Here is a 20406-nt window from a genome sequence, read left to right as displayed (position 1 = left end):
GCAAGGAGGTGTCAATCATGGCGAAAAAAGTTATTAAAATGGTAAAACTGCAGATTCCAGCAGGTAAAGCAAACCCAGCACCACCAGTAGGTCCAGCTTTGGGTCAAGCAGGTGTCAACATCATGGCATTCTGTAAAGAATTCAATGCTCGTACAGCTGATCAAGCGGGATTGATTATTCCAGTTGAAATTTCTGTATTCGAGGACCGTTCCTTTACTTTCATCACTAAAACTCCACCAGCAGCAGTTCTGTTGAAAGTGGCAGCTAAAGTTGAAAAAGGATCCGGCGAACCGAACAAGAAAAAAGTTGCTACTGTTAAACGTGATGCGGTACGTCAAATCGCAGAAACAAAAATGCCTGACCTGAATGCAGCAGACGTTGAGTCCGCAATGCGTATGGTCGAAGGTACTGCCCGCAGCATGGGTATCACCATCGAAGACTAATTTTCATAAGAAACATGGCTTCGTAAAACCGGTCGATTCGCGACCGGTTGATGTGGGAGGTATATCCGCTAACACCACAAAGGAGGAATAAAACATGGCTAAACACGGTAAAAAATACCTGGAAGCTGCTAAGCTGATTGACAGCGAAGCAACTTACGAGCCTTCAGAAGCTGTAGAGCTTGTGAAAAAGGCAGCTACTGCAAAATTCGATGAAACAATCGAAGCAGCAGTTCGTTTGGGCGTAGACCCTCGTAAGCAAGACCAGGCTGTACGTGGTGTTGTTGTCTTGCCACACGGCACAGGTAAAACACAACGCGTATTGGTATTTGCAAAAGGTGACAAAGCGAAAGAAGCGGAAGCGGCTGGCGCGGACTATGTTGGTGATGCAGACATGATCAACAAAATCCAACAAGGTTGGTTCGAATTCGACGTCTGCGTAGCGACACCAGATATGATGAGTGAAGTAGGTAAATTGGGCCGACTGCTCGGCGGTAAAGGTCTGATGCCTAACCCTAAAGCCGGAACGGTAACTTTCGATGTAACTAAGGCTGTTCAAGAAATTAAAGCCGGTAAAATCGAATATCGTCTGGATCGTGCAGGTCAAATTCATGCACCGATTGGTAAAGCTTCTTTCTCTTCTGAGCAACTTAATGAGAACTTCAAAGCTCTCATGGAAGCTCTGAATCGTGCTAAACCAGCGGCAGCAAAAGGTGTTTATCTGAAGAATGTTAGTCTTTCTTCCACGATGGGCCCTGGCGCACGCGTGAACGCAGCAGCTTTTAGATAATATCTCTTGACAGGCTTGTCCTGTTTTTGATAAGATATAAAAGTTGTGAGTCCGAGTGACTGACCGTTGACATTTGAATATGCTTGCCGTAGACAGTAGGTGCCATTTGGCTTAATTTCCTGCCGAGGTGTGATTATAGAACTTAGAACGATGCAAATCGATGATGAGTATATATCAAGCCTTCGTGATTCTACGGAGGCTTTTCTTAATGGGATAAATTTGATCAGGAGGTGTACAGATTGGCAAACGCAAAAGTGATTCAAGCAAAACAAGAATCCGTTGATGCAGTAACAGCAAAATTGCGCGAGAGCGTTACAACTGTTGTTGTTGACTATCGCGGATTGAACGTTGCCCAAGTAACTGAGTTGCGTAAGCAACTTCGTGAAGCAGGGATCGAATTCCAAGTGCTGAAAAACTCGTTGCTTCGCCGTGCAGCTGCAGCAGCAGAACTGACAGAACTCGAAAATGTTCTTACAGGTCCTACTGCAATTGCATTCAGCGTAGATGACGTTGTGGCTCCAGCTAAAATTCTGAACGACTTCGCGAAAAAGAACGATGCACTGGAATTGAAAGGTGCAGTCGTAGAAGGTCGCGTAATCGGAGTAGAAGAAGTTAAGGCATTGGCAGAACTGCCATCCCGCGACGGACTCCTCTCCATGCTCCTCAGCGTGCTTCAAGCGCCAGTGCGCAACTTCGCGCTTGCGGTTAAAGCAGTTGCAGAAAAAGAAGAACAAGGCGCGTAAGCAACTTGATCTGAATGCTGCTTAGGCGGCAAATGAATTAAAAAAAATAATATTATATATGGAGGTTCACTCATGAGTAAAGAGCAAATCTTGGAAGCAATCAAAGGCATGACTGTACTGGAATTGAACGATCTTGTTAAAGCAATCGAAGAAGAATTCGGCGTAACTGCTGCAGCTCCAGTAGCTGCTGCAGGTGCAGTAGCTTCTGCTGAAGCTGAGCAATCCGAGTTCGACGTAATCTTGACTAGCGCTGGTGCTTCCAAAATCAACGTTATCAAAGCAGTTCGCGAAATCACAGGTCTTGGCCTGAAAGAAGCAAAAGAATTGGTTGACAACGCTCCAAAAGCATTGAAAGAAAAAGTTGCTAAAGAAGAAGCAGAAGCGGTTAAAGCTAAGCTTGAAGAAGCAGGCGCTTCAGTTGAAGTTAAATAATTTAGCTATTACAAGCTAAATGAACAAAACAACAAACCCCTTGACTTATATCAAGGGGTTTGTTGCTGTAATTGTAAATGGAAAGTGAGTGAGGGCATGTCCAATCATTATTATTCGGACAAACCGCAAGTGGCGCATGATCGCAGAGCAACTGAAGCGGTTCTTCGCGGATTCAGTCTGCGATTCGTGACGGATGCCGGTGTGTTTTCCAAAAACGGAATCGATTATGGCAGCAGAGTATTGATTGATGCGATAGAGTTGCCATCAGGGGCTCATGTTCTCGATGTGGGTTGTGGATACGGGCCAATGGGTCTTACAGCAGCCAAACTTGTACCGGATGGGCATGTCACCATGATCGATATCAACGAGAGAGCCGTTGAACTTTCCAGGGAAAATGCAAAAGCGAACGGAATTAACAATGTTACGGTATTGCAAAGTAATCTACTGGCTGAAGTGAAAAAGCAAGATTTTGACGTTATCCTAACCAACCCGCCTATACGGGCTGGGAAAGAGACGGTTCATACTATTTTCGAACAGGCACATCGCCATCTAAAGGTAGGCGGTTCGTTGTGGATTGTCATTCAGAAGAAACAAGGAGCACCGTCAGCGAAAGCGAAATTGGAATCTTTGTTTGGAAGAGTGGAAGAAGTGACGAAGGATAAAGGCTATCGGATTTTCAAAGCGGTGAAATCGGAATAGGTATCTACTAAAAGCTGAATCCGAGTTTGTAAAGTAAGCAGGGGATCATTTTTTTTGCAATAGGACTATTGACTTGAAATTCAGGTCGTGGTATAGTTGTAAAATGTCAGTATTAAGATGCCCTACTTGGCTTTAGCTAACTAAAAATGTCAACCTTTTTTTACGCCGAACGGGCTTATTATGCCTACGTTTGGCGTATAATATGTACATTTTGGGCAAACTGGGGATAAGAATGATTTGGAAAGACATCCGCCGATCAAAGTTGCTCTTTTTTCGAACGACATTTCGAGTAAGGGCTTTTCTTTATTTGTGGATGCATTGCTTTGCTCTGTATGTGTACCATTATAAGGTTACAAACAGAGGTTCGCAACGAAATTTTTAAAGTGAGTAGACATTGAGGGGTGAGTTTAAGTTGGCAGGACATCTTGTTCAATATGGTCGACGCACTCGGCGCAGTTATGCACGAATTAACGAGATACTCGAAGTTCCGAACCTGATTGAAATCCAACAAAAATCCTATGATTGGTTTTTGGAGGAAGGGTTGCGCGAAATGTTCCAGGATATCTCGCCGATCCAGGATTTTACAGGTAACTTGATTTTGGAATTTATCGATTACAGTCTCGGTGAACCGAAGTATACAGTAGACGACGCGAAAGAGCGTGACGTTACGTATGCAGCACCGCTTCGGGTCAAAGTCCGGCTCATTAATAAGGAAACCGGCGAAGTCAAAGAGCAGGAAGTATTCATGGGAGATTTCCCGCTGATGACCAACACGGGCACATTTATTATTAATGGTGCGGAACGGGTTATTGTCAGCCAGTTGGTTCGCTCTCCTAGCGTTTACTTCAGTACCAAAGTAGATAAAAACGCCAAAAAAACGTATACCGCTACAGTTATTCCTAACCGCGGCGCTTGGTTGGAACTGGAGATGGACGCGAAGGATGTTGTTTACGTCCGGATCGACCGTACACGTAAAATACCGGTTACGGTTCTCCTGCGTTCACTTGGTTTTGGCACAGATGCTGAGATTCTGGATCTGCTCGGTAATGACGAATATATCCGCAACACACTGGACAAAGACAACACGGATTCCACGGAGAAAGCACTCATTGAGATCTATGAGCGTCTTCGTCCGGGCGAGCCGCCAACGCTGGATAATGCGAAAAGCTTGCTCGTAGCACGTTTCTTTGATCCAAAACGTTATGACCTGGCTAATGTAGGTCGTTACAAAATGAATAAAAAACTGCACATCAAAAACCGTTTGTTCAACCAGCGCTTGGCTGAGTCACTTGTTGACGCTGAGACTGGTGAAATCATTGCTGAAGCAGGTCAAATGGTTGATCGTCGTTTGTTGGATGAAATCATGCCGTATCTGGAGAAGAGCGTTGGATTCCGCACGTATCACGTGGGTAACGGCGTTTTGGATGCCAATGATATCCCTATGCAAACGATTGATGTGTTCTCACCAACTGAAGATGGTAAAGTAGTCAAACTGATTGCCAATGGAATCATTGACAAGTCCGTTAAAAACGTGACGCCGGCGGATATCATTTCGTCCATCAGTTATTTCCTTAACCTTCTGCAGGGAATTGGTAGCACGGATGATATTGACCATCTGGGTAACCGTCGTTTGCGTTCGGTGGGTGAACTCCTGCAGAATCAGTTCCGTATCGGTCTTTCCCGTATGGAGCGTGTGGTTCGTGAGAGAATGTCCATTCAGGATGCTAACGTAATTACACCACAGGCATTGATCAACATACGTCCTGTTATTGCATCCATTAAAGAGTTCTTTGGTAGCTCTCAGTTGTCACAGTTTATGGATCAAACGAACCCGCTGGGTGAGTTGACACATAAACGTCGTTTGTCCGCACTCGGACCCGGTGGTTTGACACGTGAGCGCGCAGGTATGGAAGTGCGTGACGTCCATCCATCCCACTATGGCCGTATGTGTCCAATCGAGACGCCAGAGGGACCAAACATCGGTTTGATCAACTCCTTGTCTACGTTCGCCCGTGTGAATGAATATGGCTTTATTGAAGCTCCATATCGTTGGGTTGATCCGAAGACAGGTATTGTTACCGAGCAAATTGATTACCTGACAGCGGACGAAGAGGACAACTATGTTATCGCTCAAGCGAATGCGAAGCTGAATGAAGATAGTACATTTGAAGAAGAAGCGATCATTGTACGTTATAACAAACAGTCGGATAACATCCTTACGATGCCGAGTGAGCGCGTTGACTACATGGACGTATCTCCTAAGCAAGTTGTATCCGTCGCTACAGCGCTTATTCCGTTCCTTGAGAACGATGACTCCAACCGTGCGCTCATGGGATCGAACATGCAGCGACAGGCCGTTCCACTTTTGATTCCTAAAGCACCACTTGTGGGAACAGGTATGGAACACAAAGCCGCGAAAGATTCCGGTGTATGTATTGTCTCCGATTATGACGGAATTATTGAACGATCTACTGCGAACGAGATTTGGGTCCGTCGTGTTGAAGAAGTGGACGGTCAGGAAGTTAAAGGCGATATCGTTAAATATAAATTACACAAATTTATGCGTTCGAACCAAGGAACATGCATTAACCAGCGTCCGATTGTTAAAAGAGGTGCCGCTGTCAAAGCTGGCGATATCCTGGCTGATGGTCCTTCAACGGAAATGGGTGAATTGGCTCTGGGACGTAACGTTGTTGTTGCCTTCATGACTTGGGAAGGTTACAACTACGAGGATGCGATCTTGCTCAGTGAAAAACTCGTTAAGGAAGATGTATACACATCCATCCATATAGAGGAGTATGAGTCAGAAGCACGTGATACCAAACTCGGACCTGAAGAGATCACACGTGACATCCCTAACGTTGGGGAAGAAGCGTTGCGTAACTTGGATGAGCGCGGTATTATCCGAATCGGTGCTGAGATCAGTGCTGGCGACATTTTGGTTGGTAAAGTAACACCTAAGGGTGTAACGGAACTGACAGCAGAAGAACGTCTCTTGCATGCAATCTTTGGTGAGAAAGCACGTGAAGTACGTGATACTTCCTTGCGTGTACCACATGGTACTGACGGTATCGTAGTAGACGTGAAAGTATTTACCCGTGAAAACGGTGATGAGCTGCCTCCAGGTGTTAACCAACTCGTTCGTGTATATATCGCTCAAAAACGGAAAATTTCCGAGGGTGATAAAATGGCCGGACGTCACGGTAACAAAGGGGTCGTGGCCCGCATCTTGCCGGAAGAAGATATGCCTTTCCTGCCAGACGGTACACCGGTTCAGATCGTTCTTAACCCACTGGGCGTACCTTCCCGGATGAATATCGGTCAAGTACTCGAGGTTCACTTGGGTATGGCGGCGATGCAACTGGGTATTCACGTAGCAACTCCTGTATTCGACGGAGCGAAGGAGTATGACGTCTTCGATACGATGGAAGAAGCAGGTATGCAACGTAATGGTAAAACTGTCCTGTATGATGGTCGTACAGGTGAAGAGTTTGAACGTGAAGTTACCGTAGGTGTCATGCACATGATCAAATTGGCACACATGGTTGATGATAAGATCCATGCCCGTTCCACAGGTCCTTACTCACTTGTTACGCAACAACCATTGGGTGGTAAAGCTCAATTCGGTGGACAGCGTTTCGGGGAGATGGAAGTATGGGCGCTTGAGGCATACGGTGCTGCTTATACACTGCAAGAAATCTTGACTGTTAAATCCGATGACGTTGTTGGTCGGGTTAAAACGTATGAATCCATTGTCAAAGGTGAGAATGTTCCGGAACCAGGTGTTCCTGAATCATTCAAAGTATTGATCAAAGAGCTGCAAAGCTTGGGTATGGACGTTAAGATTTTGAGTGAAGATGAGCAAGAGATTGAAATGAGAGAAATGGACGATGAAGATGACGCTGCGAGCGATAAGCTCAGCCTCAACCTTGAGGGTACAGAGGTCGGAGCGGAATAAACCGCTTCGAGCGCATGATGACCGGCGTTTTTCATCAGGCTCACGTCTTGCTCCGGCTTCGGCCGGAGTGGGCGTAACCTAGATTACAGGAATTGGTTAAGGAGGGTTGCTCCTTGTTGGACGTCAACAATTTCGAATACATGAAGATCGGGCTTGCTTCCCCAGAGAAAATTCGTTCTTGGTCCCGCGGAGAAGTGAAAAAACCGGAAACGATCAACTATCGTACGTTGAAACCGGAAAAAGAAGGGCTATTCTGCGAAAAGATTTTTGGCCCTACAAAAGACTGGGAATGTCATTGCGGTAAATACAAACGCGTCCGTTATAAAGGCGTTGTCTGTGATCGTTGTGGCGTTGAAGTAACACGTGCGAAAGTACGCCGCGAACGGATGGGCCATATTGAGCTCGCTGCTCCGGTATCGCATATCTGGTACTTCAAAGGTATTCCGAGCCGTATGGGTCTTGCTCTGGATATGTCTCCAAGATCTCTTGAAGAGATTATTTATTTTGCATCATATGTTGTAACTGATCCAGGAGAAACTCCACTGGAGAAAAAACAGCTGTTGTCCGAGAAAGAATACCGCAGCTACCGTGAAAAATACGGCTATGGTTTCCATGCTGGCATGGGCGCAGAAGCGGTTAAAAAATTGCTTCAAGACCTTGACATAGACAAAGAGCTCGAGTTCCTGAAAGAAGAGCTCCGGACTGCGCAAGGACAACGTCGTAATCGTGCAATCAAACGTCTGGAAGTTATCGAAGCATTCCGCAACTCCGGCAACAAGCCAGAGTGGATGATCATGGATGTACTTCCTGTTATCCCGCCGGAACTTCGTCCAATGGTACAGTTGGATGGTGGACGTTTTGCAACGTCTGACCTGAATGACTTGTACCGCCGTGTAATCAACCGGAACAACCGTCTGAAACGCCTGCTTGATCTGGGCGCGCCAGATATTATCGTGCAAAATGAAAAACGGATGTTGCAGGAAGCTGTTGACGCATTGATCGATAATGGTCGTCGTGGACGCCCGGTAACGGGTCCTGGTAACCGTCCATTGAAATCTCTCAGCCACATGCTGAAAGGTAAACAAGGACGTTTCCGTCAAAACTTGCTCGGTAAACGGGTTGACTATTCTGGTCGTTCCGTTATCGTTGTTGGACCTTACCTGAAAATGTATCAGTGTGGTCTGCCAAAAGATATGGCACTTGAATTGTTCAAGCCTTTTGTTATGAAAGAGCTTGTAAATAAAGGGCTTGCCCACAACATCAAGAGCGCGAAACGTAAAGTTGAGCGTGTAAGTCCTGAAGTATGGGATGTTCTTGAAGAAGTAATCAAGGAGCATCCGGTTCTGTTGAACCGTGCCCCTACGCTTCACAGACTCGGTATTCAAGCATTTGAACCGATTCTCGTTGAAGGTAAAGCAATTCGTCTTCACCCGCTCGTATGTACGGCATACAATGCCGACTTTGACGGTGACCAAATGGCTGTGCACGTTCCGTTGTCCGCTGAGGCTCAAGCGGAAGCACGTATCCTGATGCTTGCATCGGGTAACATTTTGAACCCGAAAGACGGTAAACCAGTTGTTACTCCTTCCCAGGATATGGTGCTTGGTTCTTACTACCTCACTATGGACAACAAGGAAGAAAAGGGCACAGGTATGATCTTGCGTACAGTTAACGAAGCTGTATCGGCATACCAACGTGGTACTGCTGGTCTGCATGCGCGTGTAGCTATTCCGGTTAAGGCGCTTGGTAAAACAAGCTTCACGGAAGAACAGCAAGAAGGAATGTTGCTGACAACTATCGGTAAAATTATCTTCAATGAAATTTTCCCGGCAAGCTTCCCGTATATCAATGATGCGACTCGTGCTAACCTGTACCAAGGTACAGCAGATCACTCATTTGTATATGAAAAAGGTGCTGATCTCAGAGAAGCTATTATGAATGCTCCTCTGGCTGGCGGTGTCGGTAAAGAATACCTCGGCTCCATCATTGCACGTTGTTTTGAAATTTATCACACAACGGAAACAGCCGTTATTTTGGATAAAATCAAACAACTTGGATTCACATACTCTACACGTGCCGGTATTACGGTTGCGGTATCTGATGTTATCGTTCCGCCTGAGAAGTTTGAAATTCTTAGACAATCTGAGGAAAAAGCACAAATCGTTACAAATCAGTACCGTCGTGGTCTGATTACGAATGAAGAGCGCTATGACCGTATCATTGATATCTGGTCAAAATCCAAAGATGATATCACTGAGATTCTGATGAAGTCCATGGATCGTTACAACTCGATCATGATGATGGTAGACTCCAAAGCACGGGGTAACAAATCGCAAATCACCCAATTGGGCGGTATGCGTGGTCTGATGGCCAACCCATCCGGTCGAATTATCGAACTCCCAATCAAATCGAACTTCCGTGAAGGTCTGACGGTACTCGAGTACTTTATCTCCACTCACGGAGCGCGTAAAGGTTTGGCGGATACAGCCTTGCGTACAGCCGATTCAGGTTACCTGACTCGTCGTCTCGTAGACGTAGCCCAAGACGTAATCGTACGTGATGATGATTGTGGTACAGATAAAGGCTTTACGGTAAGTCGTATCCAGGATGGTAAAGAGGTTATCGAAGATCTCTACGACCGTATTGAAGGCAGATACTGCTTCGAGACACTTCGTCATCCGGAAACGAAAGAAATCATTGTAGGTCGCAATGAATTGATTGACTCCGATAAAGCAGAAGCGATCATCAAAGCAGGTATTACTAAATTGCAAATCCGCTCCGTCCTCAGCTGCCGTGCAAGTCATGGTGTCTGCAAGAAGTGTTATGGTCGCAACCTCGCGACTGGTAAACACGTGGAGATTGGTGAAGCAGTTGGTATTATTGCAGCACAATCCATTGGTGAGCCGGGAACACAGCTTACAATGCGTACATTCCACACCGGTGGTGTAGCCGGAGACGATATTACGCAAGGTTTGCCGCGTATCCAGGAGTTGTTTGAAGCTCGTAATCCTAAGGGTCAAGCAACAATCAGTGAGATTGATGGTATAGTTAAAGAGATTCGCGAAGCGAAAGATCGTCGTGAAATCGAAATTCAAGGTGAGGCGGAATCCAAAGTTTACTCTGTTACCTACGGTTCCCGTGTGCGCGTAAGCGAAGGCGCGGAAGTTGAAGCGGGTGACGAGTTGACAGACGGTTCCATTGATCCAAAAGAGATGTTACGGATTAAAGGCATACGTGGTGTACAAAACTACATTCTGCAAGAAGTACAACGCGTATATCGTAACCAAGGCGTAGAAATTAACGATAAGCACGTTGAAGTTATGATCCGTCAAATGCTGCGTAAAATCCGCATCGTAGATGCAGGAGATACAACGCTGTTGCCGGGATCGTTCGTAGATATGCATGAGTACGAAAGAGCTAACAAAATTGCGATTCTTAGTGATAAAGAGCCAGCGGTTGCTAAACCAATCCTGCTCGGTATTACGAAAGCATCCCTGGAAACAGACTCCTTCCTCTCGGCGGCTTCGTTCCAAGAAACTACACGTGTACTGACAGATGCAGCGATCAAAGGTAAAGTCGATCAGTTGCTCGGTCTGAAGGAAAATGTAATCATCGGTAAATTGATCCCTGCTGGTACAGGTATGCACCGTTACCGCAGCATCAAATTTGCTGAGCCAGAAGATGGCCAATCTTCAGTAGAAGAACTTGAGCCAGTTTCGGTTGATTAAATAGATTCCTCCTCATTTAGAGGGGAATGAAAGTTTTGTGCGTCAGGAGGCGGACGCTTGTATAATGCAGGCGGACGAATCCTGATGTACGTAAACTTTTAAAAAATGTTTTAGGATTAGCATTGACAATGCTTGCGCTAGATGCTAATATATCAAAGGTGCGTGGGCAGCTGATTGTACATGGTTCTATTCGGAGGAATACACAATGTCTAATGAAAAAGCCTTGCAAGATGCTCATGTCAAAATAGGTACCAAACAGACCATGCGGATGGTGCAGACAGGTATGGCTTCTGAAGTCTATGTCGCAGAAGATAGTGATCCGCAGCTCACTTCCAAAATCATTGCTTTGTGTGAACAACACAATGTGAAGTACACGAAAGTGGATACAATGAAAAATCTCGGCAAAGCTTGCGGGATTGGAGTGGGAGCAGCTATGGCTGCTGTCGTAAAATGATAGTGTAAGGAACGTTTTTGTCCGAGAACTTTTAAGGATTCTCCAAGGCAAAAACTTTTCATTTGTCTTTTTATGAACCGCCTGGGTCTGTGGACTTAGCGAAAAGAGGTTTATAAAGAAACATGAATATTTGAGGAAGGGGGTGGCAATCACATGCCAACTATTAATCAACTGGTTCGTAAAGGACGTCAAGCAAAAGTTGAGAAGTCAAAATCTCCAGCTTTGCAAAAAGGATTCAACGCTTTGAAACGTGAATCTACTAACATCAGTGCCCCACAAAAACGTGGTGTCTGCACTCGTGTAGGTACAATGACTCCACGTAAACCAAACTCTGCACTTCGTAAGTATGCCCGTGTTCGTTTGACGAACCGTCTCGAGGTTACTGCTTATATCCCGGGAATCGGACATAACCTTCAAGAGCACAGTGTGGTATTGATCCGCGGAGGTAAAGTTAAAGACCTTGCAGGAGTTCGTTATCACATCGTTCGTGGAGCTCTCGATACTGCAGGCGTAAACAACCGTATGCAAGCTCGTTCGAAATACGGTGCAAAACGTCCAAAAGCTAAAAAAGCCTAAACCATTATAAGCAGAGAACCTGAAAGCCTTCTGGCTTAGGTCTGGAAGGTACAGGGTCTGCTGAACAAGAAAGAAAGGGGGATATCCATGCCACGCAAAGGTCCAGTTACGAAAAGAGACGTGTTGCCTGATCCGTTATACAACAGCAAGTTGGTTACTCGTTTAATCAACCGCATCATGATCGGCGGAAAACGCGGTGTTGCTCAAAGCATTCTGTATAATGCGTTCAAGTTGATTCAAGAACGTACGGGTAATGACCCTATGGAAGTATTTGAAGCAGCAATCAAGAACATCATGCCAGTCCTGGAAGTTAAAGCTCGCCGTGTCGGCGGTGCCAACTACCAAGTACCAATCGAGGTGAAACCAGAGAGACGTACTGCTCTGGGATTACGTTGGCTCGTGAACTACTCCCGCAACCGCGGTGAGAAAACAATGGAAGAGCGTTTGGCGGCTGAGATCATCGACGCTTCCAACAACACAGGCGCTTCCGTTAAAAAACGTGAAGATACGCACAAAATGGCTGAAGCGAACAAAGCGTTTGCTCACTACCGTTGGTAGGATTCAGTTCACAATAAAAAAACTTCAATTTTGAAGGGAGACCCATTTCATGGCTAGAGAGTTCTCCTTAAAAAATACACGTAATATCGGGATCATGGCTCATATTGATGCGGGTAAAACCACGACAACTGAGCGGATCCTGTTTTACACAGGACGTACGCACAAAATCGGTGAAGTACACGAAGGCGCTGCGACAATGGACTGGATGGAACAGGAACAGGAGCGCGGAATTACGATTACTTCCGCTGCAACTACCGCTGCTTGGAAAGGCCACCGCGTTAATATTATTGATACCCCGGGACACGTTGACTTCACTGTTGAAGTTGAACGTTCCCTTCGTGTATTGGACGGAGCAGTTGGTGTATTCAGTGCGAAAGAAGGCGTTGAGCCTCAGTCCGAAACCGTATGGAGACAGGCTGACAAGTACGGCGTACCTCGTATCGCATATGTAAACAAAATGGATATCATCGGTGCTGACTTCCTGAACGTTGTATCTGACATGCGTGATCGCCTTCAAGCGAACGCTGTTGCGATTCAACTTCCAATCGGCGCTGAAAATGATTTCAAAGGTATCATTGATATCGTTGCACAAAGAGCTCATATGTACAAAGATGACCTTGGGCAAGATATCGAAGAAACCGACATTCCTGCAGAATTTGCAGATCAAGTTGAAGAACTTCGCAACGAGTTGATTGAGCGCGTTGCTGAACTGGATGAAGAATTGACAATGAAATACCTGGAAGGCGAAGAGATCACAATTGATGAGATCAAAACCGTACTCCGTAAAGGTGTTGTAGATGTTAAGATCTTCCCAGTTATCTGTGGATCCTCATATCGTAACAAAGGTGTTCAACTGATGTTGGATGCTGTTGTCGACTACTTGCCAGCTCCAACAGATGTTGCATCGATCACGGGACATCTTGAAGATGGAACTGAAGCAATTCGTAAGTCATCCGATGAAGAGCCATTCTCCGCATTGGCATTCAAAATTATGACTGACCCTTACGTTGGTAAATTGACATTCTTCCGCGTATACTCTGGTGTTCTTCAATCCGGATCATATGTATTGAATGCCACTAAAAACAAACGTGAGCGTATCGGTCGTATCCTTCAAATGCATGCGAACAGCCGTCAAGAAATCACTGTAGTTTACTCCGGTGATATTGCAGCTGCCGTAGGTTTGAAAGATACAGGTACAGGTGATACACTATGTGATGAGAAAAATCCGGTTATCCTGGAGTCAATGAACTTCCCTGATCCGGTTATCGAAATCGCTGTTGAACCTAAAACCAAAGCTGACCAAGATAAACTGGGTGTTGCTCTCGGTAAGTTGACTGAAGAGGATCCAACTCTTCGTGCCCATACTGACGAAGAAACAGGCCAAACGATCTTGGCAGGTATGGGTGAGCTTCACCTTGATATCATCATCGACCGTATGCGTCGTGAGTTCAAGGTTGAAACTACTGTGGGTAAACCACAAGTAGCTTACCGTGAAACATTCCGTGCTCCAGCGCGCGTTGAAGGTAAATTCGTACGTCAATCCGGTGGTCGTGGTCAATACGGTCACGTATGGGTTGAATTCGAACCTCTCGAGCCGGGTACAGGCAGCCAGTTCGAAAGTAAGGTTGTCGGTGGTTCCGTACCAAGAGAATACATTCAACCTGCACTGTCAGGGATTGAAGAGCAAATGAAAAACGGCGTTATTGCAGGCTTCCCGCTTGTTGACGTTAAGGCTACAATCGTAGACGGATCTTACCATGATGTCGATTCCAATGAGATGGCATTTAAAATTGCCGGATCTATGGCGCTTAAAGCGGCTAAAGACAAGTGTAAACCAGTTCTGCTTGAGCCTATCATGAAAGTAGAAGTAACTGTTCCAGAAGAGTACATGGGTGACGTAATGGGTATGTTGAACTCCCGTCGTGGCCGCATCGAAGGTATGGATTCCCGTAGTGGAGCTCAAATCATCCGTGCTAAGGTACCTTTGTCTGAAATGTTTGGTTACTCTACAACTCTTCGTTCCGGTACTCAAGGACGCGGCGTATTCTCCATGGAACTCTCTCACTATGAAGAAGTTCCTAAGAGCATCGCTGAAGAAATCGTTGCCAAAACAAAAGGCACCGAGTAGTTTTCTCACACTGGATGCAAGTGCATAAGAATTCAATTCGGAGCACTTCATTCAGTGAAAACATAAAATTATAATTTTAAGGAGGCCACGTTCAAATGGCAAAGGCTAAATACGAACGTAATAAACCCCACGTTAACATCGGTACTATTGGTCACGTCGATCACGGTAAAACAACTCTGACTGCTGCAATCACAACTGTATTGTCCAAAACTTACGGTGGTGCTGCAATTGCATTCGACCAAATCGACAAAGCTCCAGAAGAGCGCGAACGCGGTATCACAATCTCCACATCACACGTTGAGTACGAAACTGACACTCGTCACTACGCTCACGTTGACTGCCCAGGTCACGCCGACTATGTTAAAAACATGATCACTGGCGCGGCTCAAATGGATGGAGCTATCTTGGTAGTATCCGCAGCAGACGGCCCAATGCCACAAACTCGTGAGCACATCTTGCTCTCCCGTCAAGTAGGCGTACCTTACATTGTTGTATTCTTGAACAAATGTGACATGGTTGAAGACGAAGAGTTGTTGGAATTGGTTGAGATGGAAGTTCGCGACCTTCTTAACGAATATGAGTTCCCAGGTGACGATACTCCAATCACTCGTGGATCCGCTCGTGAAGCTCTGGCAAACCCAGATGGCGAATGGGCTCAAAAAATCGTTGAGATGTTCAAAGAGATCGACACTTACATCCCACTGCCTGAGCGTCAAACTGACAAACCTTTCTTGATGCCTGTCGAGGACGTATTCTCCATCACTGGTCGTGGTACTGTTGCTACTGGCCGTGTAGAGCGTGGTACTGTTAAAGTCGGCGAAGAGATCGAAATCGTTGGTATCACTGAAGAAACTAAGAAATCTGTTGTAACAGGCGTTGAGATGTTCCGTAAATTGTTGGATTCCGCTCAAGCGGGTGACAACATCGGTGCATTGTTGCGTGGTGTTGACCGTACTCAAATCGAGCGTGGTCAAGTACTTGCAAAACCAGGTTCTGTTAAGCCACACACAGAATTCACAGCTCAAATCTACGTTCTGACTAAAGAAGAGGGCGGACGTCACAAACCATTCTTCACTGGTTACCGTCCACAGTTCTACTTCCGTACAACTGACGTAACAGGCATCATCAACTTGCCTGAAGGTACTGAAATGGTAATGCCTGGTGATAACATCACTGTTACTGTTTCCTTGATCTCCCCAATCGCGATTGAAGAAGGAACTAAATTCTCCATTCGTGAAGGCGGACGTACAGTAGGTGCCGGTTCCGTAGCATCTATCCAAAAATAATTCAGCTTAACGCTGAATAAAGCATATGTAACAGTGTACTGGAACGAGTAACATTGTATTGTAACGAAGCTTCGGAAGAGTTCTTTATCCGACATCGGATAGAGAACTCTTTTATTATGTTCAAAGTTCGGAACCTGCGTCATACGAAATGAACATCATTTACGAGTTTAGAAGGATTGGCAAGGCAGCCTGGATATTGAAGATTAACACTGCAATAAACGAAGTCATTTCATCAGAAAAGATAAGTTTAAATGTTTTTCTTAAATATGCTTGCAATACGCCTATCTTTTCTATATAATAATGAATGTTGTTCTGTGACGTTGCGATGATGTGAGAGGTTACTGGCACACCCGGCCCCTTTGCCATGGGAGAGTGGCTAGAAAATTTTCACGGAGTATGTCCGATAAAAAATTGGGCGATAGAAGGAGGGACTAAAATGGCAAAGCAAAAAATTCGTATTCGTTTGAAAGCTTACGACCACAGAATTCTTGATCAATCCGCGGAGAAAATTGTTGAAACAGCAAAACGTTCGGGTGCTGGTGTATCCGGTCCGATTCCGCTTCCTACTGAAAAACAAATCATTACTATTCTTCGTGCGGTGCACAAGTACAAGGATTCTCGGGAACAATTCGAACAACGTACACATAAACGTTTGATCGACATCGTTAACCCGACTCCACAAACTGTGGATGCCTTGATGCGCTTGGATCTGCCGTCCGGTGTAGATATCGAAATTAAATTGTAATACAAGCTACAACAAAGACCATGTATAAAGGAAAAGAGGTGTCAACATGAAAGCAATCTTAGGAAAAAAACTCGGAATGACTCAAGTATTTACTCCTGAAGGTAACGTCGTTCCAGTAACGGTTATCGAAGCAGGCCCTTGTGTTGTTTTGCAAAAGAAAGACATTGAGAACGATGGCTACGAAGCAATTCAAATCGGTTACTCCGATAAGAAAGAGAAAAATGCTAACAAGCCAGAAGCAGGTCACGCTAAAAAAGCGAACACTGCCCCTAAGCGCTACGTTCGTGAAGTTCGCGGTATCAACATCGCAGAATATGAAGTTGGCCAAGAACTGAAAGCTGACATTTTCGCTGAAGGCGAATTCGTTGACGTAACGGGTATTTCTAAAGGTAAAGGTTTTGCCGGCGTTATCAAACGTTGGGGACAAAGCACTGGACCTATGTCACACGGTTCGCGTTACCACCGTGGCCCTGGTTCAATGGGTTCGATCCAAGCTAACCGCGTTCCTAAAGGCAAACGCCTGCCAGGACACATGGGACATGACACTATTACAATTCAACGTCTTGAAGTAGTTAAAGTAGACGCTGAGCGTAACGTGTTGCTCGTGAAAGGTTCCATTCCTGGACCGAAAAACAGTCTCATCAGAGTTAAAGAAACGGTGAAAAAATAACCACTGAAGAAAGGAGGAACACAAAATGCCAAAAGTATCAGTTTACAATGTAGATGGTAGCCAAGTAGGCGAAGTTGAATTGAACGATGCGGTTTTCGGAATTGAGCCGAACCAACACGTTCTGTACGATGCAGTTCTTATGCAACGCGCTTCCCTTCGTCAAGGTACCCACAAAGTAAAAGGACGTTCTGAAGTTCGTGGCGGTGGACGTAAGCCTTGGAAACAAAAAGGTACAGGTCGCGCTCGTCAAGGTTCAATTCGTTCACCGCAATGGAAAGGCGGCGGTATCGTATTTGGTCCAACACCACGGAGCTATGCGTATAAACTGCCTAAGAAAGTTCGCCGCTTGGCGATCAAATCAGCCCTTTCATCCAAAGTGCTTGACAATGACATTATCGTTTTGGACGCTCTCACGTTGAGCACGCCTAAAACTAAAGAATTTGCAGCCATCTTGAGTAACCTCAAAGTGGGACGTAAAGCTTTGATCGTAGCTCCTAGCTATGATGATAATGTAGCTCTTTCCGCACGGAATATTCCAGGCGTGAAATTCGTAGCTGCTGACGGTATTAATGTTCTTGACGTGCTTTCGCACGACAAATTGATCATTACGAAAGAAGCAGTTCAGAAGGTAGAGGAGGTGCTCGCGTAATGAAGGATCCTCGTGATATTGTAAAACGTCCGATTATTACGGAACGTACTGCTGACATGATGAACGACTTGAAATATGTATTTGAAGTCGATATCCGTGCAAACAAAACCGAGATCAAAAAGGCAGTAGAAGCTATTTTCAATGTAAAAGTGAAAAACGTGAACACGCTTCGTGTTCCAGCTAAGCCGAAACGGTACGGACGTTATTCCGGATATACTAGCGAATGGAAAAAAGCGTTTGTAACGTTGACAAAAGACAGCAAAACGCTTGAGTTCTTTGAAACTGTATAATTGAATTTTTGAAGTAAGGAGGGAAACCCAGTGCCAATCAAAAAGTATAAACCAACATCCCCGGCAAGACGGAACATGTCCGTTTCTACATTTGAGGAAATCACCACAAATCAGCCGGAGAAATCGTTGTTGGCCCCGTTGAGCAAACAAGCAGGCCGCAACAACCAAGGTAAAATTACAGTTCGTCACCATGGTGGTGGACACAAACGTAAATACCGTATCATTGACTTCAAACGTACTAAAGATGGAATACCGGGCCGCGTTGCTACGATTGAGTATGACCCGAACCGTACATCCAACATCGCTCTGATTCACTATGCTGATGGTGAAAAGCGTTATATCATCGCTCCTAAAGGTTTGAAAGTTGGAGATCAAGTATTCTCCGGACCTGAATCAGACATCAAAATCGGTAACGCACTGCCACTCGAAAACATTCCAGTAGGTACCGTTATCCACAACATCGAGTTGAAACCAGGTAAAGGCGGACAATTGGTTCGTGCTGCTGGTACAGAAGCTCAATTGCTTGGTAAAGAAGAAAAATACGTTTCCGTTCGTCTCTCTTCCGGAGAAGTTCGTCGTATTTTGAAAGTTTGCCGCGCGACAATCGGATCTGTAGGTAACCAAGACCACGAGCTCATCAAAATCGGTAAAGCCGGTCGTAGCCGTTGGTTGGGTAAACGTCCTGAGGTTCGTGGTGTAGTAATGAACCCTAACGATCACCCACACGGTGGTGGTGAAGGTCGTGCTCCAATCGGACGTAAATCGCCAATGTCACCATGGGGTAAACCTACACTTGGTTACAAAACGCGTAAGAAAAATAAAGCTTCTGATAAATACATCATTCGCCGCCGCACGAAGTAATACACACTGTGCATAACTTCGTGAGGCATCTGCGGATGCATAATAGCTATGTTTGAAGGGAGGATCTCCACATGGGTCGCAGTTTGAAAAAAGGGCCATTCATTGATGGCTACATGCTTAAAAAGGTAGAAGAGATGGAAGCTTCAGGTAAGAAGAATGTGATCAAAACCTGGTCCCGTCGTTCTACAATTTTCCCGCAATTCATCGGACACACATTTGGCGTTTACGATGGTCGTAAACACGTGCCAGTGTATGTAACTGAGGACATGGTCGGACACAAACTGGGTGAGTTCGCTCCAACCCGTACGTACAAAGGCCATACTGCTGATGATAAGAAAACAAGAAGATAAATGAGTATCTTTAATGTTTGAAAGGAGGTTACACAATGGAAGCAAAAGCACATGCTAAGTTTATCCGGATTGCTCCTCGTAAAGCTCAACTCGTTGTTGACTTGATTCGTGGCAAGCAAGTAGGTGAGGCGGTTGCCATTCTCCGTCACACTCCGAAATCTGCTTCTCCAATCGTTGAGAAGTTGCTTAACTCCGCTATTGCGAATGCGGAACATAACTATTCTTTGGATGTTAACAACTTGGTTATCTCGCAAGCTTACGTGAACCAAGGACCGACAATGAAACGTTTCCGCCCTCGTGCAATGGGACGTGCAAGTCGTATTAACAAACGTACTAGCCACATTACTTTGGTGGTATCTGAGAAGTAGAAGGAGGGGAAATGTGTGGGCCAAAAGGTAAATCCAGTCGGACTCCGTGTCGGAATTATCCGTGACTGGGAATCTAAGTGGTATGCAGGCAAAGACTTCGGTGATCTTTTGATGGAAGACGTGAGAATTCGTGAATTCCTGAAAAATAAATTGAAAGACTCCGCTTTATCTCGTGTAGAAATTGAGAGAGCGGCTAACCGCGTAAACGTAACGATTCACACTGCTAAACCAGGTATGGTTATTGGTAAGGGTGGTTCGGAAGTTGAAAATCTTCGTAACCAAATTACGAAAATTGCTGGCGGTAAAAAAGTACACATCAACATTTCTGAAATTAAGAACCAAGACTTGGACGCTGTTCTTGTAGCTGAAAGCATTGCACAACAATTGGAACGTCGTGTTTCTTTCCGTCGTGCTCTGAAACAAGCAATTCAAAGAACTATGCGCTCCGGTGCTAAAGGTATCAAAACTCAAGTAGGCGGACGTCTTGGCGGTGCTGAGATCGCACGTTCTGAAGGCTACAGCGAAGGAACTGTTCCACTGCACACACTGCGTGCTGACATTGACTATGGTACAGCAGAGGCTCATACTACTTACGGACTTATCGGCGTAAAAGTATGGATCTATCGTGGAGAGGTTCTTCCTACGGCTAAGAAACAAGCTGCTAAGGAAGGAGGCAACTAA

At 45.4% G+C, this 20406-nt stretch carries 20 protein-coding genes and 1 other annotated feature; all 20 genes read left to right on the top strand.

The window, feature by feature from the left end:
* Positions 1-17: 17 nt before the first annotated feature.
* The 20 genes from rplK to rpsC all read left to right on the top strand — a co-directional run bounded on the left by rplK (position 18) and on the right by rpsC (position 20406).
* Positions 18-443, top strand: coding sequence for a 50S ribosomal protein L11 (rplK, locus tag EL84_RS06260; RefSeq protein ID WP_017692062.1), 426 nt, complete (start codon positions 18-20; stop codon positions 441-443).
* A gap of 94 nt (positions 444-537) precedes the next feature.
* Positions 538-1230, top strand: a complete 693-nt coding sequence (rplA, locus tag EL84_RS06255) for a 50S ribosomal protein L1 (protein ID WP_017692063.1) — start codon at positions 538-540, stop codon at positions 1228-1230.
* A gap of 68 nt (positions 1231-1298) precedes the next feature.
* Positions 1299-1446: a sequence feature (ribosomal protein L10 leader region), on the top strand.
* Between the two features lie 23 nt (positions 1447-1469).
* Entirely contained in the window at positions 1470-1973 is a 504-nt protein-coding gene (gene rplJ, locus EL84_RS06250; RefSeq protein ID WP_047841127.1) for a 50S ribosomal protein L10, read from the top strand.
* Between the two features lie 72 nt (positions 1974-2045).
* Entirely contained in the window at positions 2046-2405 is a 360-nt protein-coding gene (rplL, locus tag EL84_RS06245; RefSeq protein ID WP_017692065.1) for a 50S ribosomal protein L7/L12, read from the top strand.
* Between the two features lie 96 nt (positions 2406-2501).
* A complete protein-coding gene (locus EL84_RS06240) occupies positions 2502-3104 on the top strand; it encodes a class I SAM-dependent methyltransferase (protein WP_047841126.1) in 603 nt (200 codons plus the stop codon).
* Positions 3105-3516: 412 nt separating this feature from the next.
* Positions 3517-7062: a DNA-directed RNA polymerase subunit beta gene (gene rpoB / locus EL84_RS06235; RefSeq protein ID WP_047841125.1), complete on the top strand. Its 3546-nt coding sequence runs from the start codon at positions 3517-3519 to the stop codon at positions 7060-7062.
* Between the two features lie 113 nt (positions 7063-7175).
* Positions 7176-10790 (top strand): DNA-directed RNA polymerase subunit beta', encoded by a 3615-nt coding sequence (rpoC, locus tag EL84_RS06230; RefSeq protein ID WP_047841124.1) that lies wholly within the window; start codon positions 7176-7178, stop codon positions 10788-10790.
* A 205-nt stretch (positions 10791-10995) separates the two neighbouring features.
* Positions 10996-11244 (top strand): ribosomal L7Ae/L30e/S12e/Gadd45 family protein, encoded by a 249-nt coding sequence (locus tag EL84_RS06225; RefSeq protein ID WP_047841123.1) that lies wholly within the window; start codon positions 10996-10998, stop codon positions 11242-11244.
* Between the two features lie 153 nt (positions 11245-11397).
* Entirely contained in the window at positions 11398-11820 is a 423-nt protein-coding gene (gene rpsL / locus EL84_RS06220; RefSeq protein ID WP_017692070.1) for a 30S ribosomal protein S12, read from the top strand.
* Between the two features lie 87 nt (positions 11821-11907).
* The gene (rpsG, locus tag EL84_RS06215; protein ID WP_017692071.1) at positions 11908-12378 is read left to right on the top strand and encodes a 30S ribosomal protein S7; all 471 of its coding nucleotides are present in this window, start codon (positions 11908-11910) and stop codon (positions 12376-12378) included.
* Positions 12379-12427: 49 nt separating this feature from the next.
* A complete protein-coding gene (gene fusA / locus EL84_RS06210) occupies positions 12428-14506 on the top strand; it encodes an elongation factor G (RefSeq protein ID WP_047841122.1) in 2079 nt (692 codons plus the stop codon).
* A 95-nt stretch (positions 14507-14601) separates the two neighbouring features.
* Positions 14602-15792, top strand: a complete 1191-nt coding sequence (gene tuf, locus EL84_RS06205) for an elongation factor Tu (protein WP_017692073.1) — start codon at positions 14602-14604, stop codon at positions 15790-15792.
* Between the two features lie 436 nt (positions 15793-16228).
* Positions 16229-16537, top strand: a complete 309-nt coding sequence (rpsJ, locus tag EL84_RS06200) for a 30S ribosomal protein S10 (RefSeq protein ID WP_017692074.1) — start codon at positions 16229-16231, stop codon at positions 16535-16537.
* Positions 16538-16583: 46 nt separating this feature from the next.
* Positions 16584-17207, top strand: coding sequence for a 50S ribosomal protein L3 (gene rplC / locus EL84_RS06195; RefSeq protein WP_017692075.1), 624 nt, complete (start codon positions 16584-16586; stop codon positions 17205-17207).
* A 25-nt stretch (positions 17208-17232) separates the two neighbouring features.
* A complete protein-coding gene (gene rplD / locus EL84_RS06190; protein WP_017692076.1) occupies positions 17233-17856 on the top strand; it encodes a 50S ribosomal protein L4 in 624 nt (207 codons plus the stop codon).
* Positions 17856-18146 (top strand): 50S ribosomal protein L23, encoded by a 291-nt coding sequence (gene rplW / locus EL84_RS06185; RefSeq protein ID WP_017692077.1) that lies wholly within the window; start codon positions 17856-17858, stop codon positions 18144-18146. Before rplD ends, rplW begins: the two co-directional genes overlap by 1 nt.
* Positions 18147-18176: 30 nt before the next feature.
* A complete protein-coding gene (rplB, locus tag EL84_RS06180) occupies positions 18177-19007 on the top strand; it encodes a 50S ribosomal protein L2 (RefSeq protein ID WP_017692078.1) in 831 nt (276 codons plus the stop codon).
* Between the two features lie 71 nt (positions 19008-19078).
* Entirely contained in the window at positions 19079-19357 is a 279-nt protein-coding gene (rpsS, locus tag EL84_RS06175; protein ID WP_017692079.1) for a 30S ribosomal protein S19, read from the top strand.
* Between the two features lie 35 nt (positions 19358-19392).
* Positions 19393-19725 carry a 50S ribosomal protein L22 gene (gene rplV / locus EL84_RS06170; RefSeq protein ID WP_017692080.1) on the top strand — a complete coding sequence of 111 codons (333 nt, stop codon included), beginning with the start codon at positions 19393-19395 and terminating at the stop codon, positions 19723-19725.
* Between the two features lie 15 nt (positions 19726-19740).
* Positions 19741-20406: a 30S ribosomal protein S3 gene (gene rpsC / locus EL84_RS06165; protein WP_036607182.1), complete on the top strand. Its 666-nt coding sequence runs from the start codon at positions 19741-19743 to the stop codon at positions 20404-20406.

The sequence above is a fragment of the Paenibacillus sp. VT-400 genome (genome assembly GCF_001029205.1).
In the GTDB taxonomy this organism is placed as follows: Bacteria; Bacillota; Bacilli; order Paenibacillales; family Paenibacillaceae; genus Paenibacillus; species Paenibacillus amylolyticus.
The sequence above is the reverse complement of the archived record's forward strand: the minus strand, read 5'-3'. Positions and strand labels throughout refer to the sequence as shown.